18 protein-coding genes and 1 pseudogene are annotated in these 21925 nt (G+C 53.0%); 12 read left to right on the plus strand and 7 right to left on the minus strand.

From position 1 onward, the window contains the following. A partial coding sequence (locus BZG73_RS16110; protein ID WP_235606002.1) for a hypothetical protein occupies positions 1 to 208 on the plus strand: 208 nt, incomplete at its 5' end. A 35-nt stretch (positions 209 to 243) separates the two neighbouring features. Here BZG73_RS16110 and gorA read toward each other — a convergent pair. Next, positions 244 to 1599, minus strand: a complete 1356-nt coding sequence (gene gorA, locus BZG73_RS01330) for a glutathione-disulfide reductase (protein ID WP_046074583.1) — start codon at positions 1597 to 1599, stop codon at positions 244 to 246. Positions 1600 to 1882: 283 nt separating this feature from the next. Here gorA and prlC point away from each other — a divergent pair, with 283 nt between their 5' ends. Then, positions 1883 to 3925 (plus strand): oligopeptidase A, encoded by a 2043-nt coding sequence (gene prlC / locus BZG73_RS01335; protein WP_077667376.1) that lies wholly within the window; start codon positions 1883 to 1885, stop codon positions 3923 to 3925. 68 nt (positions 3926 to 3993) lie between these two features. Here prlC and gppA read toward each other — a convergent pair whose 3' ends face one another. Continuing rightward, complete coding sequence (gppA, locus tag BZG73_RS01340) at positions 3994 to 5508, minus strand: guanosine-5'-triphosphate,3'-diphosphate diphosphatase (protein ID WP_077578167.1); 1515 nt, start codon at positions 5506 to 5508, stop codon at positions 3994 to 3996. A gap of 30 nt (positions 5509 to 5538) precedes the next feature. Next, a complete protein-coding gene (gene rhlB, locus BZG73_RS01345) occupies positions 5539 to 6828 on the minus strand; it encodes an ATP-dependent RNA helicase RhlB (RefSeq protein ID WP_046074580.1) in 1290 nt (429 codons plus the stop codon). Positions 6829 to 6940: 112 nt separating this feature from the next. Here rhlB and trxA point away from each other — a divergent pair, with 112 nt between their 5' ends. The 5 genes and pseudogenes from trxA to fre all read left to right on the plus strand — a co-directional run bounded on the left by trxA (position 6941) and on the right by fre (position 12247). Beyond that, entirely contained in the window at positions 6941 to 7267 is a 327-nt protein-coding gene (trxA, locus tag BZG73_RS01350; protein WP_046074579.1) for a thioredoxin TrxA, read from the plus strand. Positions 7268 to 7450: 183 nt separating this feature from the next. Beyond that, complete coding sequence (gene rho / locus BZG73_RS01355; protein ID WP_077578169.1) at positions 7451 to 8716, plus strand: transcription termination factor Rho; 1266 nt, start codon at positions 7451 to 7453, stop codon at positions 8714 to 8716. 136 nt (positions 8717 to 8852) lie between these two features. Next, on the plus strand, positions 8853 to 9872 hold the full coding sequence (locus BZG73_RS01360) for a hypothetical protein (RefSeq protein WP_077667377.1): 1020 nt from the start codon (positions 8853 to 8855) through the stop codon (positions 9870 to 9872). A gap of 74 nt (positions 9873 to 9946) precedes the next feature. Continuing rightward, positions 9947 to 11386, plus strand: a pseudogene (ubiD, locus tag BZG73_RS01365) (4-hydroxy-3-polyprenylbenzoate decarboxylase); the annotation flags it as partial. Between the two features lie 144 nt (positions 11387 to 11530). Further along, positions 11531 to 12247 carry an NAD(P)H-flavin reductase gene (gene fre / locus BZG73_RS01370; protein ID WP_046074576.1) on the plus strand — a complete coding sequence of 239 codons (717 nt, stop codon included), beginning with the start codon at positions 11531 to 11533 and terminating at the stop codon, positions 12245 to 12247. Positions 12248 to 12330: 83 nt separating this feature from the next. On the opposite strand, the gene BZG73_RS01375 is transcribed toward fre, so the two are convergent. Together BZG73_RS01375 and BZG73_RS01380 are read right to left on the minus strand one after the other, a co-directional pair. Beyond that, positions 12331 to 13215: a carboxylate/amino acid/amine transporter gene (locus BZG73_RS01375; RefSeq protein WP_077667378.1), complete on the minus strand. Its 885-nt coding sequence runs from the start codon at positions 13213 to 13215 to the stop codon at positions 12331 to 12333. 153 nt (positions 13216 to 13368) lie between these two features. After that, entirely contained in the window at positions 13369 to 13794 is a 426-nt protein-coding gene (locus BZG73_RS01380) for a universal stress protein (protein ID WP_077667379.1), read from the minus strand. A 221-nt stretch (positions 13795 to 14015) separates the two neighbouring features. Between BZG73_RS01380 and ftnA the strand changes: the two genes are divergently transcribed. The 5 genes from ftnA (at position 14016) to BZG73_RS01405 (ending at position 19548) form a co-directional block, all read left to right on the plus strand. Beyond that, positions 14016 to 14546 carry a non-heme ferritin gene (gene ftnA, locus BZG73_RS01385; protein WP_046074610.1) on the plus strand — a complete coding sequence of 177 codons (531 nt, stop codon included), beginning with the start codon at positions 14016 to 14018 and terminating at the stop codon, positions 14544 to 14546. A 52-nt stretch (positions 14547 to 14598) separates the two neighbouring features. Continuing rightward, on the plus strand, positions 14599 to 14946 hold the full coding sequence (locus BZG73_RS01390; protein ID WP_069361791.1) for a universal stress protein UspB: 348 nt from the start codon (positions 14599 to 14601) through the stop codon (positions 14944 to 14946). 100 nt (positions 14947 to 15046) lie between these two features. Continuing rightward, the gene (locus BZG73_RS01395; RefSeq protein ID WP_101494449.1) at positions 15047 to 16168 is read left to right on the plus strand and encodes a mechanosensitive ion channel family protein; all 1122 of its coding nucleotides are present in this window, start codon (positions 15047 to 15049) and stop codon (positions 16166 to 16168) included. Positions 16169 to 16244: 76 nt separating this feature from the next. Further along, the gene (locus BZG73_RS01400) at positions 16245 to 17429 is read left to right on the plus strand and encodes a BaiN/RdsA family NAD(P)/FAD-dependent oxidoreductase (RefSeq protein WP_077667380.1); all 1185 of its coding nucleotides are present in this window, start codon (positions 16245 to 16247) and stop codon (positions 17427 to 17429) included. Positions 17430 to 17667: 238 nt separating this feature from the next. Continuing rightward, positions 17668 to 19548, plus strand: coding sequence for a methyl-accepting chemotaxis protein (locus tag BZG73_RS01405; RefSeq protein WP_077667381.1), 1881 nt, complete (start codon positions 17668 to 17670; stop codon positions 19546 to 19548). A 57-nt stretch (positions 19549 to 19605) separates the two neighbouring features. On the opposite strand, the gene BZG73_RS01410 is transcribed toward BZG73_RS01405, so the two are convergent. Both BZG73_RS01410 and BZG73_RS01415 read right to left on the minus strand, forming a co-directional pair. Then, on the minus strand, positions 19606 to 20295 hold the full coding sequence (locus tag BZG73_RS01410; RefSeq protein WP_077667382.1) for a tRNA-uridine aminocarboxypropyltransferase: 690 nt from the start codon (positions 20293 to 20295) through the stop codon (positions 19606 to 19608). 87 nt (positions 20296 to 20382) lie between these two features. After that, entirely contained in the window at positions 20383 to 21885 is a 1503-nt protein-coding gene (locus BZG73_RS01415) for a hypothetical protein (protein WP_077667383.1), read from the minus strand. Positions 21886 to 21925: the final 40 nt, after the last annotated feature.

Genomic DNA, 21925 nt, shown 5'->3' on the forward strand with positions numbered 1-21925 from the left:
GAAGATAGCGTTAGTGGTGAGCTATCTAAGAAAATGCGGCTTTAACATGGCGGATATAAGGCAAATTGGCTTCTATCCGCCAATTTGGGCGTTGGTCGGTAGCGACCACTCTCTAACAAAAAATATCGCGATCGCGGCCTACGGCCGCTTATCAAAAAGAACCCCGCCTAAAAAGGCGGGGTTCGTCAGCAATCTGACGCCGTGTTGAACACGGCGTTTTGATGTGAGCCCATTTCGCGCGGTTTAGCGCATGGTAACAAACTCTTCTGACCCGGTGGGGTGAATCGCGACCACACTATCAAAGTCCGCTTTGGTGGCGCCCATCTTCATCGCTACCGCAAAACCTTGAATCATTTCATCAACGGTAAAGCCAATACCGTGCAGACCGACCACTTTTTCTTCATCGCCCGCGCAAACCAGTTTCATCTTACAGGGTTGACGGTGCTGAGTGACGGCGGTGTACATGGCCGCAAAGCTGGAGGTATAGACTTTAATATTGTCATCGCCGTATTTGGCACGCGCCTCTGGTTCGCTCAAACCAATGGTGCCAATGGGTGGGTGACTGAATACCACGGTGGGAACCAAATCATAGTCCATTTTGGCATGCGTTTGGCCGTTAAACAGACGTTCTGAGAGCAGACGTCCAGCTTTGACGGCGACAGGCGTCAGCTCAATCCCGCCATCCATGATATCCCCGACACAGTGAATGTGTGGGACGCTGGTGGTCTGATAGGGATCAACCTTGATGTAGCCATCGGCCGTGGTCTGCACGTCGGTGGCGCCGAGGTTGATTTTATCGGTCGTCGGGTGACGGCCAATCGCCCAGATCAGGGTGTCCGTGTTGTGGGTGGTGCCGTTTTCAAAGGCCAGAGTCAGGCTACCATCACTTTCTTCAGTGACCGACACGGGGACATGTTGGGTGTGAAGAGTGGGGCCTTCTTTTTCCATTACCTCGACCAAGGTGTCGGTGACCATAGGGTCGAAGGTGCGTAATGGGCGGTCTTTACGCACAAATAAGTGGGTATCAGAGCCCAAAGCATGCAGTACGCCGGCGATTTCGACCGCAATGTAACCCGCACCGACCACGGCCACGCGTTTAGGTTGCTCGGGGAGGGCAAAGAAGCCATCGGAGTCAATCCCCAACTCTGCGCCTGGAATGTTCGGAATAGTGGGAGTGCCCCCCACGGCAATCAGAAAGTGATCGGCGGTGTAGTGCTCGCCATCCACTTCTACCGTGTTGTTATCGACAAAGCGGGCAAAACCACGAATGACATCGATATTGTTTTTACCCAGAACGTTGTCGTAAGCCTTATGAATGCGGCTAATGTAGGCTTCACGGTTATCCACTAAGGTCGACCAATTAAAGCCTTTCACGTCCACATCAAAGCCATAGTCTGATGCGTAAAGGTTAAGGGCTTCGGCTACTTGAGCGCCGTGCCACATGACTTTTTTAGGGACACAGCCTACGTTTACGCAGGTGCCACCAAGGTGCTTTGCTTCAATAAGGGCGACGTTAGCACCGTGCATCGCGGCACGGTTGGCTGAGGCAATACCGCCGCTGCCGCCACCGATACAGATGTAGTCGAAATGCTTCGCCATGTCTTTCTCCATCTTATAGGCACTGAGTGCCACTGGCATTGATATCGAGGTCAGCTTGTCGTGTTTGGCGTCGCTTGTAAAGCCACTATCTCTGACCCCTACAGACATAGCATACCAAACCGACAGTGCGGCAGCAGTCTCAGAATCATTTTGTAACGCTCGCAATACACCCCGCTAAACGGGGAGGGATTGAAAAGCGTATAGAGAGACGGCATATAGATAAGGTTACTTATCTGCCCGGGGCTCGCGATGCGAGCGCCTTATCAGCAAAAAGGAAGGCACTATGTCCAACCCGCTTCTTCAATTTGAGGATTTACCTCCGTTTTCCGCCATTAAGCCAGAGCATGTCAAACCAGCAGTGGAAGCCGCGATTGCTGACTGTCGCCAAGCGGTAGATGCCGCGGCGGCGACTGAGCAACCCAGCTGGGATTCGGTCAGTGTGCCTGTCACAGAGGCGGAAGATCGACTTGGCCGCATCTGGTCACCGGTGAGCCATATGAATGCGGTGGTCAATAGTCAGCCATTGCGTGAGGCGTATGAAAGCTGCCTGGCGTTACTGTCGGAATACTCCACCTGGCGTGGTCAGCACAAGGGGTTATACCAAGCATACAAAGCGATGAAAGACAGTGCTGAGTTTTCCGCCCTCGATGTGGCACAGCAAAAAGCGATTAACGATGCGCTGCAAGACTTTGAACTGTCCGGAATTGCCTTGCCAGCCGACCAGCAACACCGCTTTGGTGAGATTCAAAAGCGGTTGTCGGAGCTGTCATCATCGTTTAGCAACAATGTGCTCGATGCCACCATGGGGTGGAGCAAGCTGATTAGCGATGAAAGTGACTTAGCGGGGTTACCCGAATCGGCGCGCAACGCGGCAAAAGCGCAAGCCGAGAGCAAGTCACAACAAGGTTACTTATTTACCCTGGATATCCCTTCGTATCTGCCCGTCATGATGTACTGTGATAACCGAGCGCTGCGTCAGGAAATGTACGAAGCCTTTACCACGCGCGCCTCTGATCGCGGGCCGCAGGCGGGGCAGTGGGACAATACTGAGCTGATGAACGAGTCGCTGCGCCTCAAGCATGAGTTAGCACGTCTACTTGGCTTTAATCACTACAGTGAACTATCCCTCGCCACGAAAATGGCGGAAACCCCAGACCAGGTGATGGGCTTTTTGAATGATCTGGTCGATAAAGCGCGCCCACAAGGCGAGCGTGAATTCGCGGAAGTGAAAGCCTATGCCAAAGAAGAGTTTGGGGTTGATGCCCTCGAGCCTTGGGATATCCCTTATTACAGTGAAAAACTCAAGCAAGCACGCTACACCATCTCTGACGAAACGCTTCGCCCTTACTTCCCTGAAGCACGTGTACTCTCCGGCTTGTTTGAAGTGATGCATCGTGTGTTTGGCATGACGATTACCGAGCGTAAAGGCATTGACACCTGGCATGACAGTGTGCGCTTTTATGATATTCATGATAGCCAAGGCACCCTGCGCGGTAGCTTCTACCTTGACTTGTATGCGCGAGAAAACAAACGTGGCGGCGCATGGATGGATGAGTGTCGCGTTCGTCGTCGTCAAGCAGACGGTGAGCTACAAACGCCAGTGGCGTATTTAACCTGCAACTTTAACCCACCGGTGGGCGATGACCCTGCGCTGTTTACCCATGACGAAGTGGTGACCTTATTCCACGAATTTGGTCATGGCATTCACCATATGTTGACGCAAGTCGAAGTAGCGGATGTGTCAGGGATCAATGGTGTGCCTTGGGATGCGGTTGAGCTGCCAAGCCAGTTTTTAGAGAACTGGTGCTGGGAGCAAGAGGCACTGAGCTTTATCTCGGGGCATTACCAAACGGGAGAAGCCTTACCGGAAGACATGCTAGAAAAAATGCTCGCCGCGAAGAACTTTAATTCGGCGATGGCGATGTTGCGCCAGCTTGAGTTCAGTTTATTCGACTTCCGTTTGTTCAGTGAGTTTGACCCAGAGGTCGGCCCGCGGATCATGGAAACACTCAGTGCGGTGCGTGAGCAGGTCTCTGTGGTTCCCGCGCCTGAGTGGAACCGTTTCCCGCACGCGTTTGGCCATATTTTTGCCGGTGGCTACAGTGCAGGCTACTACAGCTATAAATGGGCAGAAGTGCTATCGAGCGATGCTTACTCGCGCTTTGAAGAAGAAGGGATCTTTAACCGCGACACCGGCGAGGACTTCCTGAATCATATTCTCAGCCGTGGCGGCAGTGAGGCACCGAAAGATTTGTTTGTGCGCTTTAGAGGTCGCGAACCAAGCCCTGACGCCTTATTGCGTCATAGCGGGATCACCGCCGCGTAGTGTCGCAGATCTTCAATAAAAAAAGCCCGCATCATCACTGGTGCGGGCTTTTTTATTCATCGCCGGTGTTAGATGCGAGTCTCGTCAGTGAGCACCACTAGGGGCAATCCAAGGCTTGATTGGCGCAAGGCCTCTTGCTCTAACTCGGCACGCAACAAGGGGCTGGCCTCGAGTAATGTGGTGTCCAAGTGGAGGGTAAGGGCGTCCTCCTCGGCAGTGAGGGCTAGCATCGGTCGGACGCGACTGTCGCGTCGATGGCATAAGATCACCGCAATTCGCAGCAGGCGCAACAGACGATTGGCGCTGGTGGTAGACAGCGCGTGCTGGCCATCAATGAGCACCAGTTGCTCTCGATAGTAGCGGAGTAAGGTGGCGACCAATTGTTTCTGTGCTCGCGTAAAGCCGGGCAGATCGAGATGGGTGATCAAATACGCGGCATGATCACCATCTTGCTTAAAGCCAATGCTTAAACCAATTTCATGCACGCAGGCGGCGGCATGGAGCAAGCTTTGTGCTTCCGGCTCAGGTACCCAGGATGCCGGACATTGATTGAGCAGCTCCAAGGCGGTGTCGGCGACATTGATACCGTGTGCTTCATCCAGCTGATAGCGCGACTGGATGCTGGCAATGGTGCGGGCACGAATATCGCTATGGCGCATCGCGGTCATCATTTCATACACCAAGCCTTCTCGCAGGGCCCCACCCGCTAGGGTCATGCGTGTCACCTCTAAGCACTCGAAAATAGCGATCAGTATCGATAAGCCGCTTGGAAACACCAGCGCACGTTCTAACGTCAACCCCTCGATATCCAATGCGTCCATTTGCCCACAGGCGATGGCTTGATCGCGCAAACGATGCAGTTTATCGAGTGTAATCACTTCATCCATGCCTTGGGTGACCATGATCTCTTGCAGTGCCTGCACGGTGCCGCTGGCACCTACGCAGCAGTCCCAACCGAGCGCACGATATTGCGCAATCAGCGGGGCTAACTCGGCTTTGGCGCCGGCAATCGCGGTATCAAACGCCGATTGATTGAGCACGCGATCGGCAAAATAGTCTTCTAAAAAGGTGACACAGCCCATATTGAGGCTTTGCAGTAAGGTAGGTTCAAATTGCTCGCCGATGATGAGCTCGGTGCTGGCACCACCGATGTCGACCACCAAGCGTTTGCCCGCTCCGCCAGAGGTATGCGCGACCCCTTGGTAGATGGTACGCGCCTCTTCTTCCCCCGAAATGATTTCAATCGGGTGGCCAAGCAGTTTGTTAGCTCGGGCTAAAAACGCATCCGCGTTGCTTGCGCGACGTAGAGCCGCCGTGGCGACGACACGGATATTGTCGGTGTTGAAATCTTGCAGGCGCTCGGCGAACAAGGCCAAGCAATCCCAGCCACGCTGCATGGCTTCGTCGCTTAGCTGTTGTTGATCGTCCATACCTGCGGCGAGACGAACTTTTCGCTTAATTTTCGCGAGCGTTTGCACGCTGCCTGCCACTTGGCGCACCACCAGCATATGAAAGCTGTTGGAGCCTAAATCAATCGCGGCGTACAGCGACGGGGTCGATGTGGGATGTCCGTGACCACTCATGATGCGCTCTGACCTATGTGCCGTTAAACCTTATGCCGACTTTTGCGGACGGCGACGTTGGCGGTTACGGTTATTTCCGCCACCTTTGTTGTTGCTGCGACGCTGCGTATTGGGGCGCTTGGCCATTTTCTTCGGCGGCGGCAAATCTTTTAGCAGTGCACTGCGGTCAAATTCGCTGACTGGAATACTGTGTTCGATGTATTCTTCAATCGCGGGGAGATTGACGGCGTATTCTTCACACGCAAAGCTGATGGAGCTACCACTGGCGCCTGCACGCCCCGTTCGGCCAATGCGATGCACGTAGTCTTGTGCGTCGTCTGGGAGATCATAATTAAACACATGGGTCACCTGCGGAATATGCAGGCCGCGCGCCGCGACATCAGTCGCCACCAACAAATCCAGCTCACCATTGGTGAATTGTTCGAGGATTTTAACCCGTTTTTTCTGCGGCACGTCACCCGTAAGCAAGCCTACACGGTGGTTATCGGCGGCTAGATGCGCCCAAATCGATTCGCAGCGATGCTTAGTGTTGGCAAAAATGATCGCGCGTTCAGGCCAGTCTTCTTCGATCAAGGTTTGCAGCAGCGGCATTTTTTCCTTGTTCGATGGCTGGAACAACTCTTCTTTGATGCGATGGCCGGTAATTTGTTCGGGCTCGACCACCACATGCTCTGGGCTCGTCATGTGCTCGAAGGCCAGTTCTTGAACGCGATACGACAAGGTCGCCGAAAACAGCATGTTCAAGCGCTGATCGGGGGCGGGCATGCGGTTAAACAAAAAGCGGATATCTTTGATAAAACCGAGATCAAACATACGGTCGGCTTCATCAAGCACTACGGCTTGAATACCATGCAAATCAATCACTTTCTTTTTGTAAAAATCGATGATTCGACCACAGGTTCCGATTAAAATGTCGACACCCTGTTCAAGTGTTTGTTGCTGTTTGTCGTAGCCTTCGCCACCATAGGCAAGTCCTGCGCTGATCGACGTATTGGCTAATAGCGGCTCCGCATCATTATAGATCTGAATCGCTAATTCACGCGTAGGAGCTAATATGATGGCACGCGGTTGATTCTTTTTACGCGATGCAGGGGCATCGGTTGTAAGGAGGTGATGAAACGTCGCAGCCAGGAACGCCAGGGTTTTGCCAGTCCCCGTTTGCGCCTGTCCTGCAATGTCTTGGCCGGTGAGCAGGACCGGCAATGCCAAGGCTTGGATTGGGGTACATTGAGTAAACCCTTTGGCCTCCAAGCTCTTAAGAACATCGGCGTGCAAGCCGAGCTCGGCAAATTTCTGCTCTGTGATATGCGTCATTTTCATCCGGATAGAATATCAGCTTAGGCTTGCAATACGGAAGCGAATCCAGTCAAATAGTCCCATAATTTACTGGTCGCAATTTAGCCAGTAACAAAAACATGTATTGGAGTAGAAGATGAGCGACAAAATTATGCAGCTAACCGACGACAGCTTTGAAGCAGACGTTCTAAAAGCTGCAGGGCCTGTATTGGTAGATTTTTGGGCAGAATGGTGTGGACCTTGCAAAATGATCGCGCCAATCCTGGACGAAATCGCTGAAGAATACGCAGGTAAAGTCACCATCGGAAAACTGAACATTGACCAGAACGCAGGTACACCGCCTAAGTTCGGCATCCGTGGTATCCCAACGTTGCTGCTCTTTAAAGATGGCAACGTAGCAGCAACCAAGGTTGGTGCAGTGTCAAAAACTCAGTTGAAAGAGTTTCTTGACGCCAACCTCTAATGCTAAAGTAACCGTCGCTGCCTCTCAGCGGCGGTTGTTTTTCTGCTAACTAGACGATACCCCATTTAGGTGCTACCTTATTGCACGGAATTTGTACTTCTGTTCATCTCTCGAACATACCACTGGTCTCGACACGCTAACTAATTTCAGACCTCAACTTTGACAAACAAGACACTCACCACTATGAATCTTACCGAACTGAAGACTCAACCCGTCTCGACGCTGGTTGCGCTTGGCGAAAGCATGGGACTTGAAAACCTGGCTCGCTTGCGTAAACAGGACATCATTTTCTCGATCCTCAAACAGCACGCAAAAAGCGGTGAAGATATTTTCGGCAATGGCGTACTGGAAATTCTTCAAGACGGGTTTGGCTTCTTGCGCAGCGCAGACAGCTCGTATTTGGCCGGCCCGGACGACATTTATGTATCGCCAAGCCAAATTCGTCGCTTTAACCTGCGCACAGGCGATACCATCGCGGGTAAAATTCGGCCGCCAAAAGACGGCGAGCGCTACTTTGCGCTATTAAAAGTTAACCAAGTTAACAGTGACAAGCCAGACAATGCTCGCAGCAAAATCCTGTTTGAAAACTTGACCCCATTGCACGCCAGCGAGCGCATGGTGATGGAACGTGGGAATGGCTCCACCGAAGACATCACCGCCCGTGTACTCGACTTAGCCTCGCCGATTGGTAAAGGGCAACGTGGCTTGATTGTGGCACCGCCAAAAGCGGGTAAAACCATGCTGCTGCAAAACATTGCGCAAAGCATCGCGTTCAACCATCCGGATTGTGAACTGATGGTGCTCTTGATTGATGAGCGCCCAGAAGAAGTGACCGAGATGCAGCGCTTGGTGCAGGGTGAAGTGGTCGCGTCAACCTTTGACGAGCCAGCGAACCGTCACGTGCAAGTGGCTGAAATGGTTATCGAAAAAGCCAAGCGCTTGGTGGAGCACAAAAAAGACGTGGTGATCTTGCTGGACTCGATTACCCGTTTGGCGCGTGCTTATAACACGGTTGTACCGTCGTCAGGCAAAGTATTGACCGGTGGTGTTGACGCCAACGCCTTGCACCGTCCTAAGCGTTTCTTTGGTGCGGCGCGTAATGTGGAAGAAGGTGGCAGCTTGACCATTATTGCCACTGCGCTGGTGGACACAGGCTCGAAGATGGACGAAGTGATTTACGAAGAGTTTAAAGGCACGGGTAATATGGAATTACACCTGTCGCGTAAGATTGCTGAAAAACGTGTTTTCCCTGCCATCGATTTCACCCGCTCTGGTACCCGTCGTGAAGAGTTGCTGACCAAGCCCGATGAACTACAAAAAATGTGGATCTTGCGCAAGATTGTGCATCCAATGGGCGAGTTGGAAGGCATGGAGTTCTTGATTGGTAAATTGGCGATGTCCAAAACTAACAACGAGTTCTTTGATGCCATGCGTCGGCAAAACTCGTAATTGGTGACGCAATAGTGTTAAGCACTGCGCATTCGCAGTGCTTTTTTATTGCTCAGCGTATACGGAGCTCGCACAATACGAGTCACCAAGGAAAGGTGACGCAGGACGCGTGACACCGAAGATAGGATTGCAACGGATGGCAAGACGTTTTCGCATCAAGCTAGCAGGGATATGCTTAGGGATCGTGGGCTTTGTTTCCTCCACGGTGTCGGCATCCAACGAGCCAGCGGCCGATGGACAAATCGTAGCGCAGCCTTTTATCGAGCAAGTGCTAGATAAAGCCAGTACGGCGGATGCGATGCGTACTGCCTTTACCCTCCAAGCCAACGGCAATATCAATGCGCTTGAGTCACACATTCGCCAGCTCCCTCCTCTGACGCGTGAGGCAACCTTGTATCGGCTGCTCTCTTCACCGTTGCGGCTTGATAACGAGAAATGGCGCGAGTATCTCGTCACCTTAAGTCAGCAGCAGCCGCACTTCTTATTGCGTCATCAACAAGATGGTTACTGGGTGACCACGCCAGCATTTCATTATGCCGCCGCGGCCCGCAAGCAGCTAAATCGCTATCGTCAGCAGCAATTAACCCAAGAGCTCGGCATGCTATTGAGCTATCGCCAATTAGTGATGGCCGAATGGATTGACCCCGATCAGCCCGACTATCGTCAACGCCGTGACGCCTTGGTGACCATGATTGCCGATTATGACGCCGATGGCTTAGCGTATTTGGCCGATCAGTACCTCAATGATCCGACCTTAATGTGGATGCCCGACAATGCTATTTTGGCGGCGTTGGCACAAGCCACTGAGCGTTCTGCGCTGTATGAGCGATTGTGGCGCCGAGGCACCGATCAGTATAGCCTTGCGGCCTTGCACGCGCTGCGTGAGCGGGGAACTGACCCCTTTGCACTGCGGCAAATGATGGCGGCGGCTGACAACCCCTCGCTGCGAGGACCTGCGATTCGACAACTGGCCAATTTGTCGCCGTTACCTGCACCCGTTGCCGACTTTTTGCTAACACAGCTGTCGTTGCGTCAAGGTAAAGAAGTGGCACAACTGCTGGTGGAAGCGGGCAAGGGGGATTGGTTGAGCGGATTACAAGACCAGCTCGGGCCGCTTGGCCAACAGCACATTGCATCTGCGTTACCGTCGCGCTAATGTCGAGCCTTTACCGATCCGGATACCGCTTAACTTGGTATCATAGAGGCGACCATTAACTCCTTGAGTCTGATATGAAACTTTCCGATTTGCGCGATTTTATTGACTATCTTGAAACCCAAGGCGAGCTAAAACGCATTAGCCAGCCGGTTGATCCCGATCTTGAGATGACCGAGATTTGCGACCGCACGTTACGAGCTGGTGGTCCCGCACTGTTGTTTGAAAATCCCGTGGGCTATGACATGCCGGTGCTGGCGAACCTGTTTGGTACCCCCAAGCGTGTTGCTTTGGGCATGGGGCGTCACGACGTCCTCGAGCTACGTGAAGTCGGCAAATTGCTTGCTTATCTCAAAGAGCCAGAGCCGCCCAAGGGCTTTCGTGATGCACTCGATAAACTGCCCGTTTTTCGCCAAGTGCTCAACATGCCGGCGAAAACCGTACGCCGCCCTCGTTGCCAAGAGGTGGTGCTGAGCGGCGATGAAGTCGACCTGGATACCATTCCGGTGATGCGCTGTTGGCCGGGTGATGTGGCACCTTTGCTTACCTGGGGACTGACAATCACGCGTGGCCCTAACAAAAAGCGGCAAAACTTGGGTATTTATCGCCAGCAAAAGATTGGCAAAAACAAAGTGATCATGCGTTGGCTGGCCCATCGCGGTGGCGCGTTAGATTTACATGATTGGATGCAAACCCATCCCAATGAACCTTTCCCAGTGACCGTGGCCTATGGTGCTGACCCTGCCACCATTCTAGGCGCGGTGACGCCCGTGCCGGATACCTTGTCCGAGTATGCGTTTGCCGGCTTATTACGGGGCAGTAAAACCGAAGTGGCCAAATGTATCAGCAACGACTTGGATGTACCGGCCAGTGCGGAAATTGTGATGGAAGGCTATATCGACCCTAATGAGTACGCGGATGAAGGGCCGTATGGCGATCATACCGGTTATTACAATGAGGTTGAGCGTCATCATGTGTTCACTGTGACGCATCTGACCATGCGTAAAAAACCGATTTATCACAGCACCTACACAGGACGTCCACCCGATGAACCTGCCGTGTTAGGCGTGGCACTCAACGAGGTGTTTGTGCCGATTTTGCAAAAGCAGTTCCCAGAGATTGTCGATTTCTACCTACCGCCTGAAGGCTGCTCGTATCGCATGGCGGTGGTAACCATGAAAAAACAATACCCCGGTCATGCCAAGCGGGTGATGATGGGCGTGTGGTCGTTCTTGCGCCAGTTTATGTACACCAAGTTTGTGATAGTGTGTGACGACGACGTCAACGCGCGTGATTGGAATGATGTGATCTGGGCAATAACCACGCGTATGGATCCGTCGCGCGATACCGTGATGGTGGATAATACCCCTATTGATTCGCTTGACTTTGCCTCTCCCGTGGTTGGGCTCGGCTCGAAAATGGGCCTCGATGCCACAAATAAATGGCAGGGGGAAACCGACCGTGAGTGGGGGACGCCTATTGCTAAAGATCCAGAGGTCGTCGCACGTGTCGACGCGATTTGGGATGAATTAGGGATCTTAGACTAATCCTATTGGAATGCGCTAGCATTCACCGTTAACGATACAAACACAGCCAAAGGCGGTAGTGATGCCGCCTCTAATAACCTCATCGGCTGTAGCAATAACAAACAGAGGAACAGAATGTCGATACTATGTGAAGTGACCGCCGTTGAGCCGTTGGCGTGTCACACCTACCGCATTATCCTAAAGCCGCAGCAGGCGGTGAGCTATCAGCCGGGGCAATACGTGATGGCGGTGATGGGTGAAAAAGATAAGCGCCCGTTTTCGCTGGCAAGCAGCCCATGTCGCGAAGCGGGTGCAGAGCTTGAGCTGCACGTTGGCGCGGCGGATGAAAACCCGTTTGCCTTAGAAGTGGTTGAAAAGGCCAAAGCCGCGTTAGAAAGTGGTCAAGCGGACTTTGAAATTACTGAGCCTGCCGGTGATGCTTGGCTACGTGAGAGCGAGCGTCCTTTGCTGCTGATTGCCGGTGGTACTGGTTTTTCTTACGTGCGCAGCATGGTCGATCACTGTATTAGCCAAGGTATACAGTCTCCGATCTTTATTTATTGGGGCGCCCGCACCCCTTGTCAGCTCTATGCGCATGATGAGCTGCAAGCACTGGCTGAGTCACACAGCAATATCACCTTTATGCCAGTGGTGGAGCAAGCCGAAGGCGAGTGGCGCGGCAAAGTGGGTAATGTATTGGAAGCGGTGATGGAAGATTTTGTCAGCCTGGGCGCTTACGACATCTATATCGCTGGCCGTTTTGAAATGGCGGGTGTGGCGCGTGACATGTTCTGCAAAGAGCGTGGCGTGAGCCGCGATCACCTTTACTCAGACGCGTTTGCCTTTATCTGATCGCGTCTTCTCTCTCGGATAAGTAAACAGGCAGGGATTTCCCTGCCTGTTTTGTGTTTGGGTGGCAGAGGCCGTGGGGCGGCCTACCGTGGGGTAGCATTCCGTTGGGCGGCAACGTGGCGTTTGACCCAGGTTTGGTTAAACCACAGCGCGGCTAAAATTAGTACCCCGCCACTGAGTAAGGGCAGCAGATCTGCATCGCGGTTCCAGATTAGTACATTGACCACAATCCCAGCTGGAATTAAAGCGTTGTTCATCACCGCGAGGGCCCCCGCATTGACCAGCGTCGCGCCTTTATTCCAAAAGAAATAGCCCAGCCCCGAGGCGATGGTGCCTAGATAAATTAACACGCCCCACTGGGTGGGTGTCGTGGGTAGCTTGTCACTGTTGCCGAGCAAGGCGAAAGCCAGCACGCCCACGACTAAAGCGCCAAGATAGAACCAACCGAATACCGCATGTTGAGGCAGCTGAGTTTGCTCTTTCTCAAGCAGGTACTTGTAACCGACTTGGCCAATCGCAAAGCAAAGGTTCGCCCCTTGTACCACCAAAAAGCCGATTAAAAAGTCAGGATTGACGGTCGCATAGCGGATCACCACGGCACCGAGCACCGCCATCGCGGCGGTGAGCAGATACCAAGCGCTAAACTGGCGTTTTAAGGCATCGTAAATCAAGGTGACGTAAAGTGGGGTAAAGACGGTAAACAGCAGCACCTCTGGTACCGACAAAAATAAAAAGGATTGATAGAAAAAGCAGTACATAATGCCGAGTTGACATGCACCGACCAGCATCAATTTTGCGGCAAAGGCAGGGCGCACTTGGCGAGGGCGCAAAAAGGGCAAAAACACCAGTCCAGCCAATACAATGCGCATCAGCACAGAAAAATAACTGTCTACTTGGCCGGCGAGATACACGCCAATCAGGCTAAATGAAAAGGCCCACAGCAGTGTGACGCCGCTAAGATACCCCATGACTTCGGTTCCTTCGATAAAATGGTAAAAAGGGCAGTGTACCGTTTCATCGCGGGGACGCAATCGGTTCATCTTGGTGTGGGTAGCAGATAAAGCGATGATGGCAGCAAGAAGGCGGAATCACCGCCTTCGCGGGGGAAGAAAGTGGTTCTGTTAGTCGCGGATAGGCACCATCAACAGATCCACCGGTGTTTTATTGAGTAACTGCTTGGTGGAGGAGAGCAACGAGCTCCAAAAGTCTTGGTGATGGCCGACCACGACCAGATCGATCCCCATATTTTGAATCGATTCAGTGATTTCTTCGGCAAGATCGCCACTGCTGACCAAGGTATGTGTCACTGGACTTTGCGCGTCACTGGCCAGTTGATTCAGCTTTTGCTGCGCCTCTTCAATCACACGGTTACGCGACTCGACCAAGTTAATGTCGATGAGCCCGGTGTAGAGCTCGGCGTAATTAACGTCGATATGGACTAAGGAAAGTTGGGCGTCGAGGGCACAGGCTAAGACATCGGCTTTCTTGAGCAGGCGTTCACTATCATCTGACAAATCGACAGCAACCAAAATATGCTTGTATGACATAGAATTATCCTTTTTATACGAGGTTGTAAACGCAGTTTAACCAGCTTGAGAGGTAAAATCCGTCACTGTGATCGCATTCCGATTAAGAATTCGACGATGACACGAGTCATAAATTCGATACAAGACTCGGTATCGATGCCGTTAGTCGGCGTGATCCGCTTGAAAACCAACGTGCTGCTGGTCAGAATGGCAGCTAACCCCAAATAAAGAGGATGTTTTATATGCTAGCACCTGCCATGGTTGACAGGCTCAATGAGCAGATAAATTTGGAGTTTTTCTCATCAAATCTATACTTACAAATGAGCGCTTGGTGTGAGGATCAAGGCTTCGAAGGAGCCGCGCGATTCCTGCATAAGCACGCACAAGAAGAGATGCAGCATATGCAGCGCCTGTTTACTTACGTCAGTGAGACAGGGGCGATGCCTATTTTGGGTTCGATTGATGCACCGCGTCACGAATTTGCATCACTGGGCGAAGTGTTTCGTGAAACCTATCAACACGAGCGCTTGATTACGGAAAAGATTAACAGCTTGGCGCACGTTGCGTTTACCACGCAAGATTATTCAACTTTTAACTTCTTGCAGTGGTATGTAGCGGAGCAGCATGAAGAAGAGAAGCTGTTTAAAGGCATACTCGATAAGATCGAGTTAGTCGGCGAAGATGGCAAGGCGCTGTTCTTTATCGACAAAGACTTGGCATCGATGGCAGTTGAAGAGTCTACGTCAGTGATGGACGGCTCAGCAGGGCAGTAATCGACTTACCTCTCCCTCTGAGCGCTATCCGGCGTAGCGGAGGGAGAGGTCTATGAACGGTGATATCCTGATCATGGCGGTATTTACTGTCATGCTAGTCAATTTCGCGCGCTACCTATCTTCATTGCGTGCACTGGTAGTGATGTTACGCGACGCCAATCCGCTGCTTTATCAGCAAATCTGTCGTGGCGATAACAACTTTTTCTCACTCTCACCCCAAGGCGATATCTCTCGGCAAAAACGCTTGTACCAGTACATTCGTAGTCAGGAGTATCTGCATCATCACGATGAAGTATTCGTGGGAAAATGCAACAAAGTACGCCACTTGTTCATCCTTAACGCTGCGTTGTCTGGTGCCTTGCTCGCGACCTTTTTTCTCGTCGCTTTTGCGGGCTGGTAAGCGGACGCCAATAATTTCGACAAAATGCTGACCGAGGTCAGCATTTTTTTTGTTAGTCTGACAAGCATAAACGCCTAGACACCGTAATCGTGAGGGAAGCATGCAAAGCCTAATCCAATGGTGGCAATCACTCTATCAAGCCGCCGCGTGGGACTGGATCTCAGATATTGTCATTTTGATGGGGCTTGGAGCCGTCGCCTGGGCGCTATGGCGTGTGTTGATGGGGCGCTTAAAGGCACTGGCAGAGCGCACGCAAACACGTTGGGATGATGTGCTGTGGCCCGCGATTGATACGCCATTTTCCCTCTTAATCTGGGGCTGGCCTGCGTTTCATGCGCTAGAAATTTTTCTTGATAATACCGCAGGTCACTTGAATTTAAGCTGGGTGAGCGTGATCAGAGAGCTGCTGGTCGTGTTCTTATTGATCTGGTTTTTGCTCCGATTGGTCAACAGTGGAGAGCAGCTGTTATTTGACGAAGGGCGCCGTGATCACACCACGATTAACGCCATTGGTAACGTCTTACGCGCACTCGCCGTCTGCATTGGCGTGATTACGCTGCTACAAAGCCTGGGTGTCAGTGTCTCCGGGTTACTCACGGTTGGTGGTGTGGGGGGCTTAATTGTCGGTCTTGCCGCCAAAGATTTGCTTTCCAACTTCTTCGGCGGGGTGATGATCTACTTTGATCGCCCATTTAAAGTCGGCGACTGGGTACGCTCGCCGGATCGCAATATCGAAGGCACGGTAGAAAAAATTGGTATCCGCATGACGGTGTTACGCACCTTTGACTTACGTCCTTTATACGTGCCCAACTCGGTATTTAGCAACGTGGTGGTGGAAAACCCCTCGCGGATGCTTAACCGCCGCATCTATGAAACTATCGGACTACGTTACCAAGACGCCGATAAAATGAGCGCGGTGATTGATGATGTGTATGCCATGCTTGAGGCTCACCCAGACATCGAAACGCGACAAACCTTGATTGTGAACTTCAACAGCTTTGGCCCACACTCGCTCGATTTCTTTATTTACACCTTCACCAAAACGGTGAACTGGCAACGCTATCACCGCGTGAAGCAAGATGTATTGCTGCAAGTGATTGGTATTATTCATCAGCACGGTGCGGATATTGCTCTTCCAACCCGTACACTGCATATGGAGCCAAGCCTGATGGCGCAGGGTGCCGATGCCATGGTGCCACCGCCTGAAGCGCAGGCGCGTTAAATCGCGCTTGCCGCTCACGTGCGGGCTGCTACAATGCCGCTCCCACAGGGTGAGCAGAGAATAAACAGGTAAGCGTGTGACTGAGTATGATGTAATTGTGATTGGCGCCGGTGCGGCAGGATTGATGTGTGCAGCACAAGCAGGCCAACGTGGCCGCCGTGTTTTGGTGGTGGATCATGCCAAAAAACCGGGCCGCAAGATCCTGATCTCGGGCGGCGGACGCTGCAATTTCACCAACTATGATGTCACCGCCAATAACTTCCTGTGTGAAAACCCGCACTTCGTCAAATCCGCATTGGCGCAATACAGCCAATGGGACTTTATTGGTCTGGTGGCCACCCATGGTGTGGCCTATCACGAGCGTGACCACGGCCAGCTGTTTTGTGATGACAGCGCCAAATATATCGTCAACCTGCTCTTGGCCGAATGCGACCAAGCCACCATCAGTCAACGCTATCGCTGTGAAGTGCATGATATTGAACAAGAAGAAGCCGGATTTCGCCTTAAACTCAATGGCGAGCCGGTGCGCTGCCAGTCGTTGGTGGTCGCCACGGGCGGCCTTTCCATGCCCAAGCTCGGCGCCACCCCCTTTGGTTATCAGCTTGCCGAACAATTTGGCTTAAAAGTACTGCCCACCCGCGCCGCCTTGGTGCCGTATACCTTGCACCAAGAAGACAAAACCCGTTTTGCCGATATTTCTGGGGTGTCGGTGCCGTGTTCGATTACCACCGAATCGGGTGTGTGTTTTACCGAGAACCTGCTCTTTACCCACCGCGGCTTATCGGGACCGGCGGTGTTGCAAACCTCCTCGTTTTGGCAGCCGGGCGAAGCGGTCACCATCGATTTACTCCCCAGTGAGTCGCTAAAAGAGGTGCTGGTGGCGATGCGTGATAAGCACCCCAACCAAACCTTAAAAACATCACTGTCTCGCCTATTCCCCAAACGTTTGGTCGAGGTCTTGATTGCGCGCGATAGCTTGCCAGATAAACCGCTCAAGCAGCTCGATGACAAACAGCTTGATCAACTGCATCACTACTTTCACCAGTGGTCCATTGCCCCAAACGGCACCGAAGGTTACCGCACTGCAGAAGTGACGCTTGGTGGGGTAGATACCCACGCGATTTCCTCGAAAACCCTTGAAGCGCGAGATATTCCCGGCCTGTATTTTATCGGTGAAGTACTTGATGTCACCGGCTGGCTCGGCGGCTATAACTTCCAATGGGCCTGGAGCTCCGGCTGGGTAGCCGGACAGCATGTGTGATCTTGATTTTAAGCGCTCTCTAGTTGACTGTTTTTTAACTTAAAAATAGCAATCCTGTCTCAGTGTTGATACATTAGCGCGCTTGCCATGTCGGATAAAAATTATCCGGCGCTGTGAACCCGCGACGCGCTGGAAGGGCTCGCGGTACCCTAGGGACGGGGTGACGGCTGTTCACTATTGCTACCTCGGTTATCGGGGAGTTTGGAATTAACCTGTCGTTGCTTTGAGAGCCGTTCCCATGCAGTTATCACTAAAACAAAAATTAATTGGGGCATGCTTATCTGCTGTATTGCTGATGGCCGCCTTTCTCACCTGGCTTGCTGTAAGCCAAATTCAAGCCCAAACCCAGTCGAGCATCTATAGCCGCGTCAGTGGTATCGCCGATGCGGCGACCGAATCGATCAGCGGTTGGGTGCAAATCCGTGCTGATATCACCAGTGCCTTTACCGATTACACCAGCAGTAGCCGTCGTGTGAGCTATTTGCAGCAAGCGCGTGAGGCCGGTGGGTTTGACGATATCTACTTTGGCACCCCCAAAGGTGCCATGTATCGCTCGCGTCCTGAGCGCAACCGCGATGATTATGACCCTCGCGTCCGCCCGTGGTACAAGCAAGCGGTGAGCGAAGGTAGCCCGATTATTACCACTGCTTACAGTGATGCGATTACCGGTGCGATGCTGGTGACCTTGGCCGAGCCGGTGCGTCGTAATGGCGAATTAATCGGTGTGGTGGGCGCAGATGTGTTGATTGACCAGTTGATCCGTGACGTGACCCAATTAAAAGTGGGCAAAAATGCGAATGCGATGCTGCTAGGTGCTGATGGCACTTTTCTCGCTCACAAAGACAAAGCGCGCCTGCTAAAACCGTATCGCAGCCTGTCTCCTGAGCTGAATGAAAACCGCGTGCGTCAGGCGTTGGCACAGCAATCGCTGGTGGAACTGCCTGTCGATGGCGTTGATAAACTGTTTTATTTTGCCTCGGTTCCTAACACCGATTGGGTACTGGCGATTGAGCTGGATAAGCGCACTGAATACGCCAGCCAGCGTGATACCTTGTTCGACCTGATGCTGACCGCGGTGGTGATCACTTTGCTGGTGGCCGGTGCCGTGACGTGGTTGATGCACGTGTTGTTCCGTGACTTGCTCAATGTATCCGCCGCGCTAGAAGAAATTGCCTCCGGTGAAGGGGACTTAACCCAGCGCCTTGAGCCACACAGTAATGATGAAATTGGCAAACTTGCTAACAACTTCAATCGCTTTGTCGGCAACATGCACACTATGGTGTCGCACTTACGTCAGCTGTCTGGCTCGCTCAAGCAACAAGCCGAGCTGACCGCAGCACAAGCGGAAGAGCGCTCCACCCGGATTGGTCATCAGCAAGATGAAATCAATATGGTGGCGACCGCTATCCATGAAATGGCCTCGGCGACCCAAGATATTGCCGGCAATGCCGATAATACCGCGCGCACCGCCCAAGAGACTGAAAGCGTTGCCAACGATGGCGGCCAGCAAGTGGAGCAAAGTAAGCACTCGATCACCGAGCTTGCCCGTGAAGTAGAAGCGGCGACCGGTGTGATTGGTGAGCTGGATCAGCATGCGCACAGCATCACCAGCATCTTGTCGACCATTCAAGAAGTGGCCGAGCAAACTAATCTGCTGGCATTGAATGCCGCGATTGAAGCAGCACGCGCCGGTGAGCATGGCCGTGGCTTTGCGGTGGTAGCCGATGAAGTACGGATATTGAGCCAGCGTACCCATGCTTCAACCACCGAAATTCAGCAAATGATTGATACCTTGCAGCAGGCAACCGGTCGCGCGGTGACTATGATGCAAGATAGCCAGCAACGTGCGCATGCGAGTGTGGAAGATGCCAGTGCGGCGAACGAAAGCTTGAGCCAGATTGTCGCGGCGGTGAGCCAAATTAGCGATATGGCCACCCAAATTGCTTCGGCAGCGGAAGAGCAATCGAGCGTCACCGCGGAGATCACCCGTAACTCAGAGGGCATTCGCGATGTGTCCAATGAGCTATCGACCGAAGCGGATGAAGCCGCGCGTCAAGCCGCGACGTTATCCGAGCTTTCTCATAGCCTCGAGCAAGAGATCAGCCGCTTTAAGCTGTAACCCATAAACGACGTAAATGCCGGGCATGGCAGCGCGCTGTGCTCGGCGTTTTTTTGTTCACGCGTTTGACGTCAGCATCTTGGGGGCGGGGAGCGGTGTGGTGTGATGGTGGCGATCGGCCTCGTAACTCTCCATAAAGTGGGCAAGAAAATGGTCCAGCTGCGTAGCGGCGTTCACGTCGCCTTGGCTTCGTAGTAATGCACTCACCGCTTCACTGGTACACAGGTGTCCCGGTGGCTGGTTGCGCCTGAGCGTATATTGCGAGTCGGCTGTCGACGGCAAACTGACCCGAGGCAGACCATTGAGCCACGGACTTTTATTGAGCATTTTTCGCGCCTGCTGCCAAGTGGCATCCAGCACCACAAACTGTAACGGCGCGCGAGGTGCATTGGTGGCGGCTAACGTCTCTGCGCAAGAAGCTGAACTATCCGCGCAAGAGACAGGCCGAACCGCGTCAGCAAATAGCCTATCGGCGGGGACGGCATCATCACAGGGAAACAACAACCAAGGTGACACATCACCGCGCGCCCAGCTGTCGAGCAAGGCTTGCGGTGGTTGTTTGCGTTGCCAAATCTCTATCTGAGTGTGGGGCAGCGCCGCTTTAACCAGTTTGCCGGTGTTGGATTGGCGCGCCGCTTCGTTTTCGTGCATCACCAGCACGCATTGCAATTGGCTTTCCAGCAGCCAATAGCAGTGACAGATACAGTGATAGGTAAAACCGCATTGGCGGCAGGGCAAACGGGCCATCAGACTCTCCTCAAGGTGTCAGGTTGCTATTGTGCGCAAGTCCGACAAGGAATGCGAGCCCGTGTGCCAAGGGCGCGCGCGTCTACGTTATTCTTCTCCCAATACCGCCCCTTGTTGGGTGGCATAGATGCCATCGGCAAACAAGGGCATGTCTGAGCCATCCGGTTTAGGTGCGCGAGGCGCAGTGCTGGGGTTGAGTGGATAACGCTGCCCATCAAATCGCATCACATGGTGGCCGGCAGGCGCACCACCGCCACCGACCGGCACGACCAAATCATGCCAACCTTTGTTTTGGCTGCGTGCTAATAAAAGGGGCACATGCACCAGTGTCATGCGGCTATTAAACTGCCAGCCTTGCGCGTCGCCTTTAAACACCAATAAGGTGCAGCCGCCACTGCCACAGCTGTCGGTCAAGACCAATAGCTCAGCTTGCCCGTCTTGATTGAGGTCGTGGGTAAGCCAGCGATAAGTGAGAGGGCCGGTTTGGCCATTATCGCTAAGGTAGTCTTTGAGTGCTTTCTCAACGCGCGGGTTTTTCTCGGCGCTGCCTTTCATGCCGGTTTGGTTCGATACGTTCACGGCATCCCCGACTTTGAGCCTCAGCGTTAAGCCGTCGTGACCTAATGAGTAGGTGTTGCCATTAAAGGTTTCCTCGGAGGCGGAGAGGGTAAACCCGTTACGTGTATATATGCGCTCAGACACCACCATTTGCTCGCCACTGCGGGTGGTGAGTACCTGGACTTGGTTCTCCCCGACTGGCTGCCAAATCCCGGTTTCTTTGGTCACCGCTTCCCCTTGTGGGTGGTAGCTGGTGATGGCGCTATGATCGGGCAGCAACGTCAGTTTGGTGGTCAGTGTCGGTTGGCCGGGCGACTGGCTGGTACCTTGGTATTCTCCCGCCCAATGCTGACTGGTATCCACGGAAGGTAAGATCGCACACCCTTGGTAAGTGCCTTTCGCCGTTTTTAAGCGTGCTTGCCAGCCATAGAGGGTGTTGGCGCTTTGTTGGCAGCCTTGGGCGCTAAGCGTTAAAGCGGCTTGTTGAGCATGGAATTGTGCCTGCTCTTGGCTCATGCTTTGTCCGCTGAGCGGGCGCTCTTGTGAGTCTTGCTCGCTTTCCCATGCCAGATGCCCTTGGCCGACAGCGGCTGACCAGGTGGTAGGGGTCTGGCCTTCCGCCAACAAGGTATTACGCGGTTGTGCGCATCCCTCTAATTCGCTGGTGAGCATATTTAAGCGGGTCATGGTCACCGCAGCAGGGTAGTCGGCACTGTACCCGCGGCGTGACACAGGTGTGAAATAGCCCTCAAACTCACTGTATACCGGACCGGACTGCTGCGATAAGGTCGCGCGTTGGTCAGCGGTTAAATCAAGCCAGTACTGTTTTTGACTGCCGCACGGCGTGAAGCTGGCCGTTTCTGGGCTGACAGAGATGCGGCCGGTTTGCATAAAAGGTTGCGGCGTGTGAACCAAGCCGGTTGAAACCTTGTCGCTACGATGGCCCAGCTCTACCGGACCAGAGGTGCTACCGCACCCGGCGAGGGCAAGCAAACTCATCGAGGCGATGATAAGGGGACGAAGAGATGGCACGAAAAACTCCTTGTACTGAGCGAGAGTAGGCAGGCTTGCG

Origin of the sequence: Salinivibrio siamensis, assembly GCF_001996005.1 — a bacterium.
Classification (GTDB): Bacteria; Pseudomonadota; Gammaproteobacteria; order Enterobacterales; family Vibrionaceae; genus Salinivibrio; species Salinivibrio siamensis.

What these genes read in the sequence shown, in the direction of transcription:
- gorA (WP_046074583.1), bottom strand. Translation starts at nt 1,599, where the DNA reads ATGGCGAAGCATTTCGACTACATCTGTATCGGTGGCGGCAGCGGCGGT.
- prlC (WP_077667376.1), top strand. Translation starts at nt 1,883, where the DNA reads ATGTCCAACCCGCTTCTTCAATTTGAGGATTTACCTCCGTTTTCCGCC.
- gppA (WP_077578167.1), bottom strand. Translation starts at nt 5,508, where the DNA reads ATGAGTGGTCACGGACATCCCACATCGACCCCGTCGCTGTACGCCGCG.
- rhlB (WP_046074580.1), bottom strand. Translation starts at nt 6,828, where the DNA reads ATGAAAATGACGCATATCACAGAGCAGAAATTTGCCGAGCTCGGCTTG.
- trxA (WP_046074579.1), top strand. Translation starts at nt 6,941, where the DNA reads ATGAGCGACAAAATTATGCAGCTAACCGACGACAGCTTTGAAGCAGAC.
- rho (WP_077578169.1), top strand. Translation starts at nt 7,451, where the DNA reads ATGAATCTTACCGAACTGAAGACTCAACCCGTCTCGACGCTGGTTGCG.
- BZG73_RS01360 (WP_077667377.1), top strand. Translation starts at nt 8,853, where the DNA reads ATGGCAAGACGTTTTCGCATCAAGCTAGCAGGGATATGCTTAGGGATC.
- fre (WP_046074576.1), top strand. Translation starts at nt 11,531, where the DNA reads ATGTCGATACTATGTGAAGTGACCGCCGTTGAGCCGTTGGCGTGTCAC.
- BZG73_RS01375 (WP_077667378.1), bottom strand. Translation starts at nt 13,215, where the DNA reads ATGGGGTATCTTAGCGGCGTCACACTGCTGTGGGCCTTTTCATTTAGC.
- BZG73_RS01380 (WP_077667379.1), bottom strand. Translation starts at nt 13,794, where the DNA reads ATGTCATACAAGCATATTTTGGTTGCTGTCGATTTGTCAGATGATAGT.
- ftnA (WP_046074610.1), top strand. Translation starts at nt 14,016, where the DNA reads ATGCTAGCACCTGCCATGGTTGACAGGCTCAATGAGCAGATAAATTTG.
- BZG73_RS01390 (WP_069361791.1), top strand. Translation starts at nt 14,599, where the DNA reads ATGAACGGTGATATCCTGATCATGGCGGTATTTACTGTCATGCTAGTC.
- BZG73_RS01395 (WP_101494449.1), top strand. Translation starts at nt 15,047, where the DNA reads ATGCAAAGCCTAATCCAATGGTGGCAATCACTCTATCAAGCCGCCGCG.
- BZG73_RS01405 (WP_077667381.1), top strand. Translation starts at nt 17,668, where the DNA reads ATGCAGTTATCACTAAAACAAAAATTAATTGGGGCATGCTTATCTGCT.
- BZG73_RS01410 (WP_077667382.1), bottom strand. Translation starts at nt 20,295, where the DNA reads ATGGCCCGTTTGCCCTGCCGCCAATGCGGTTTTACCTATCACTGTATC.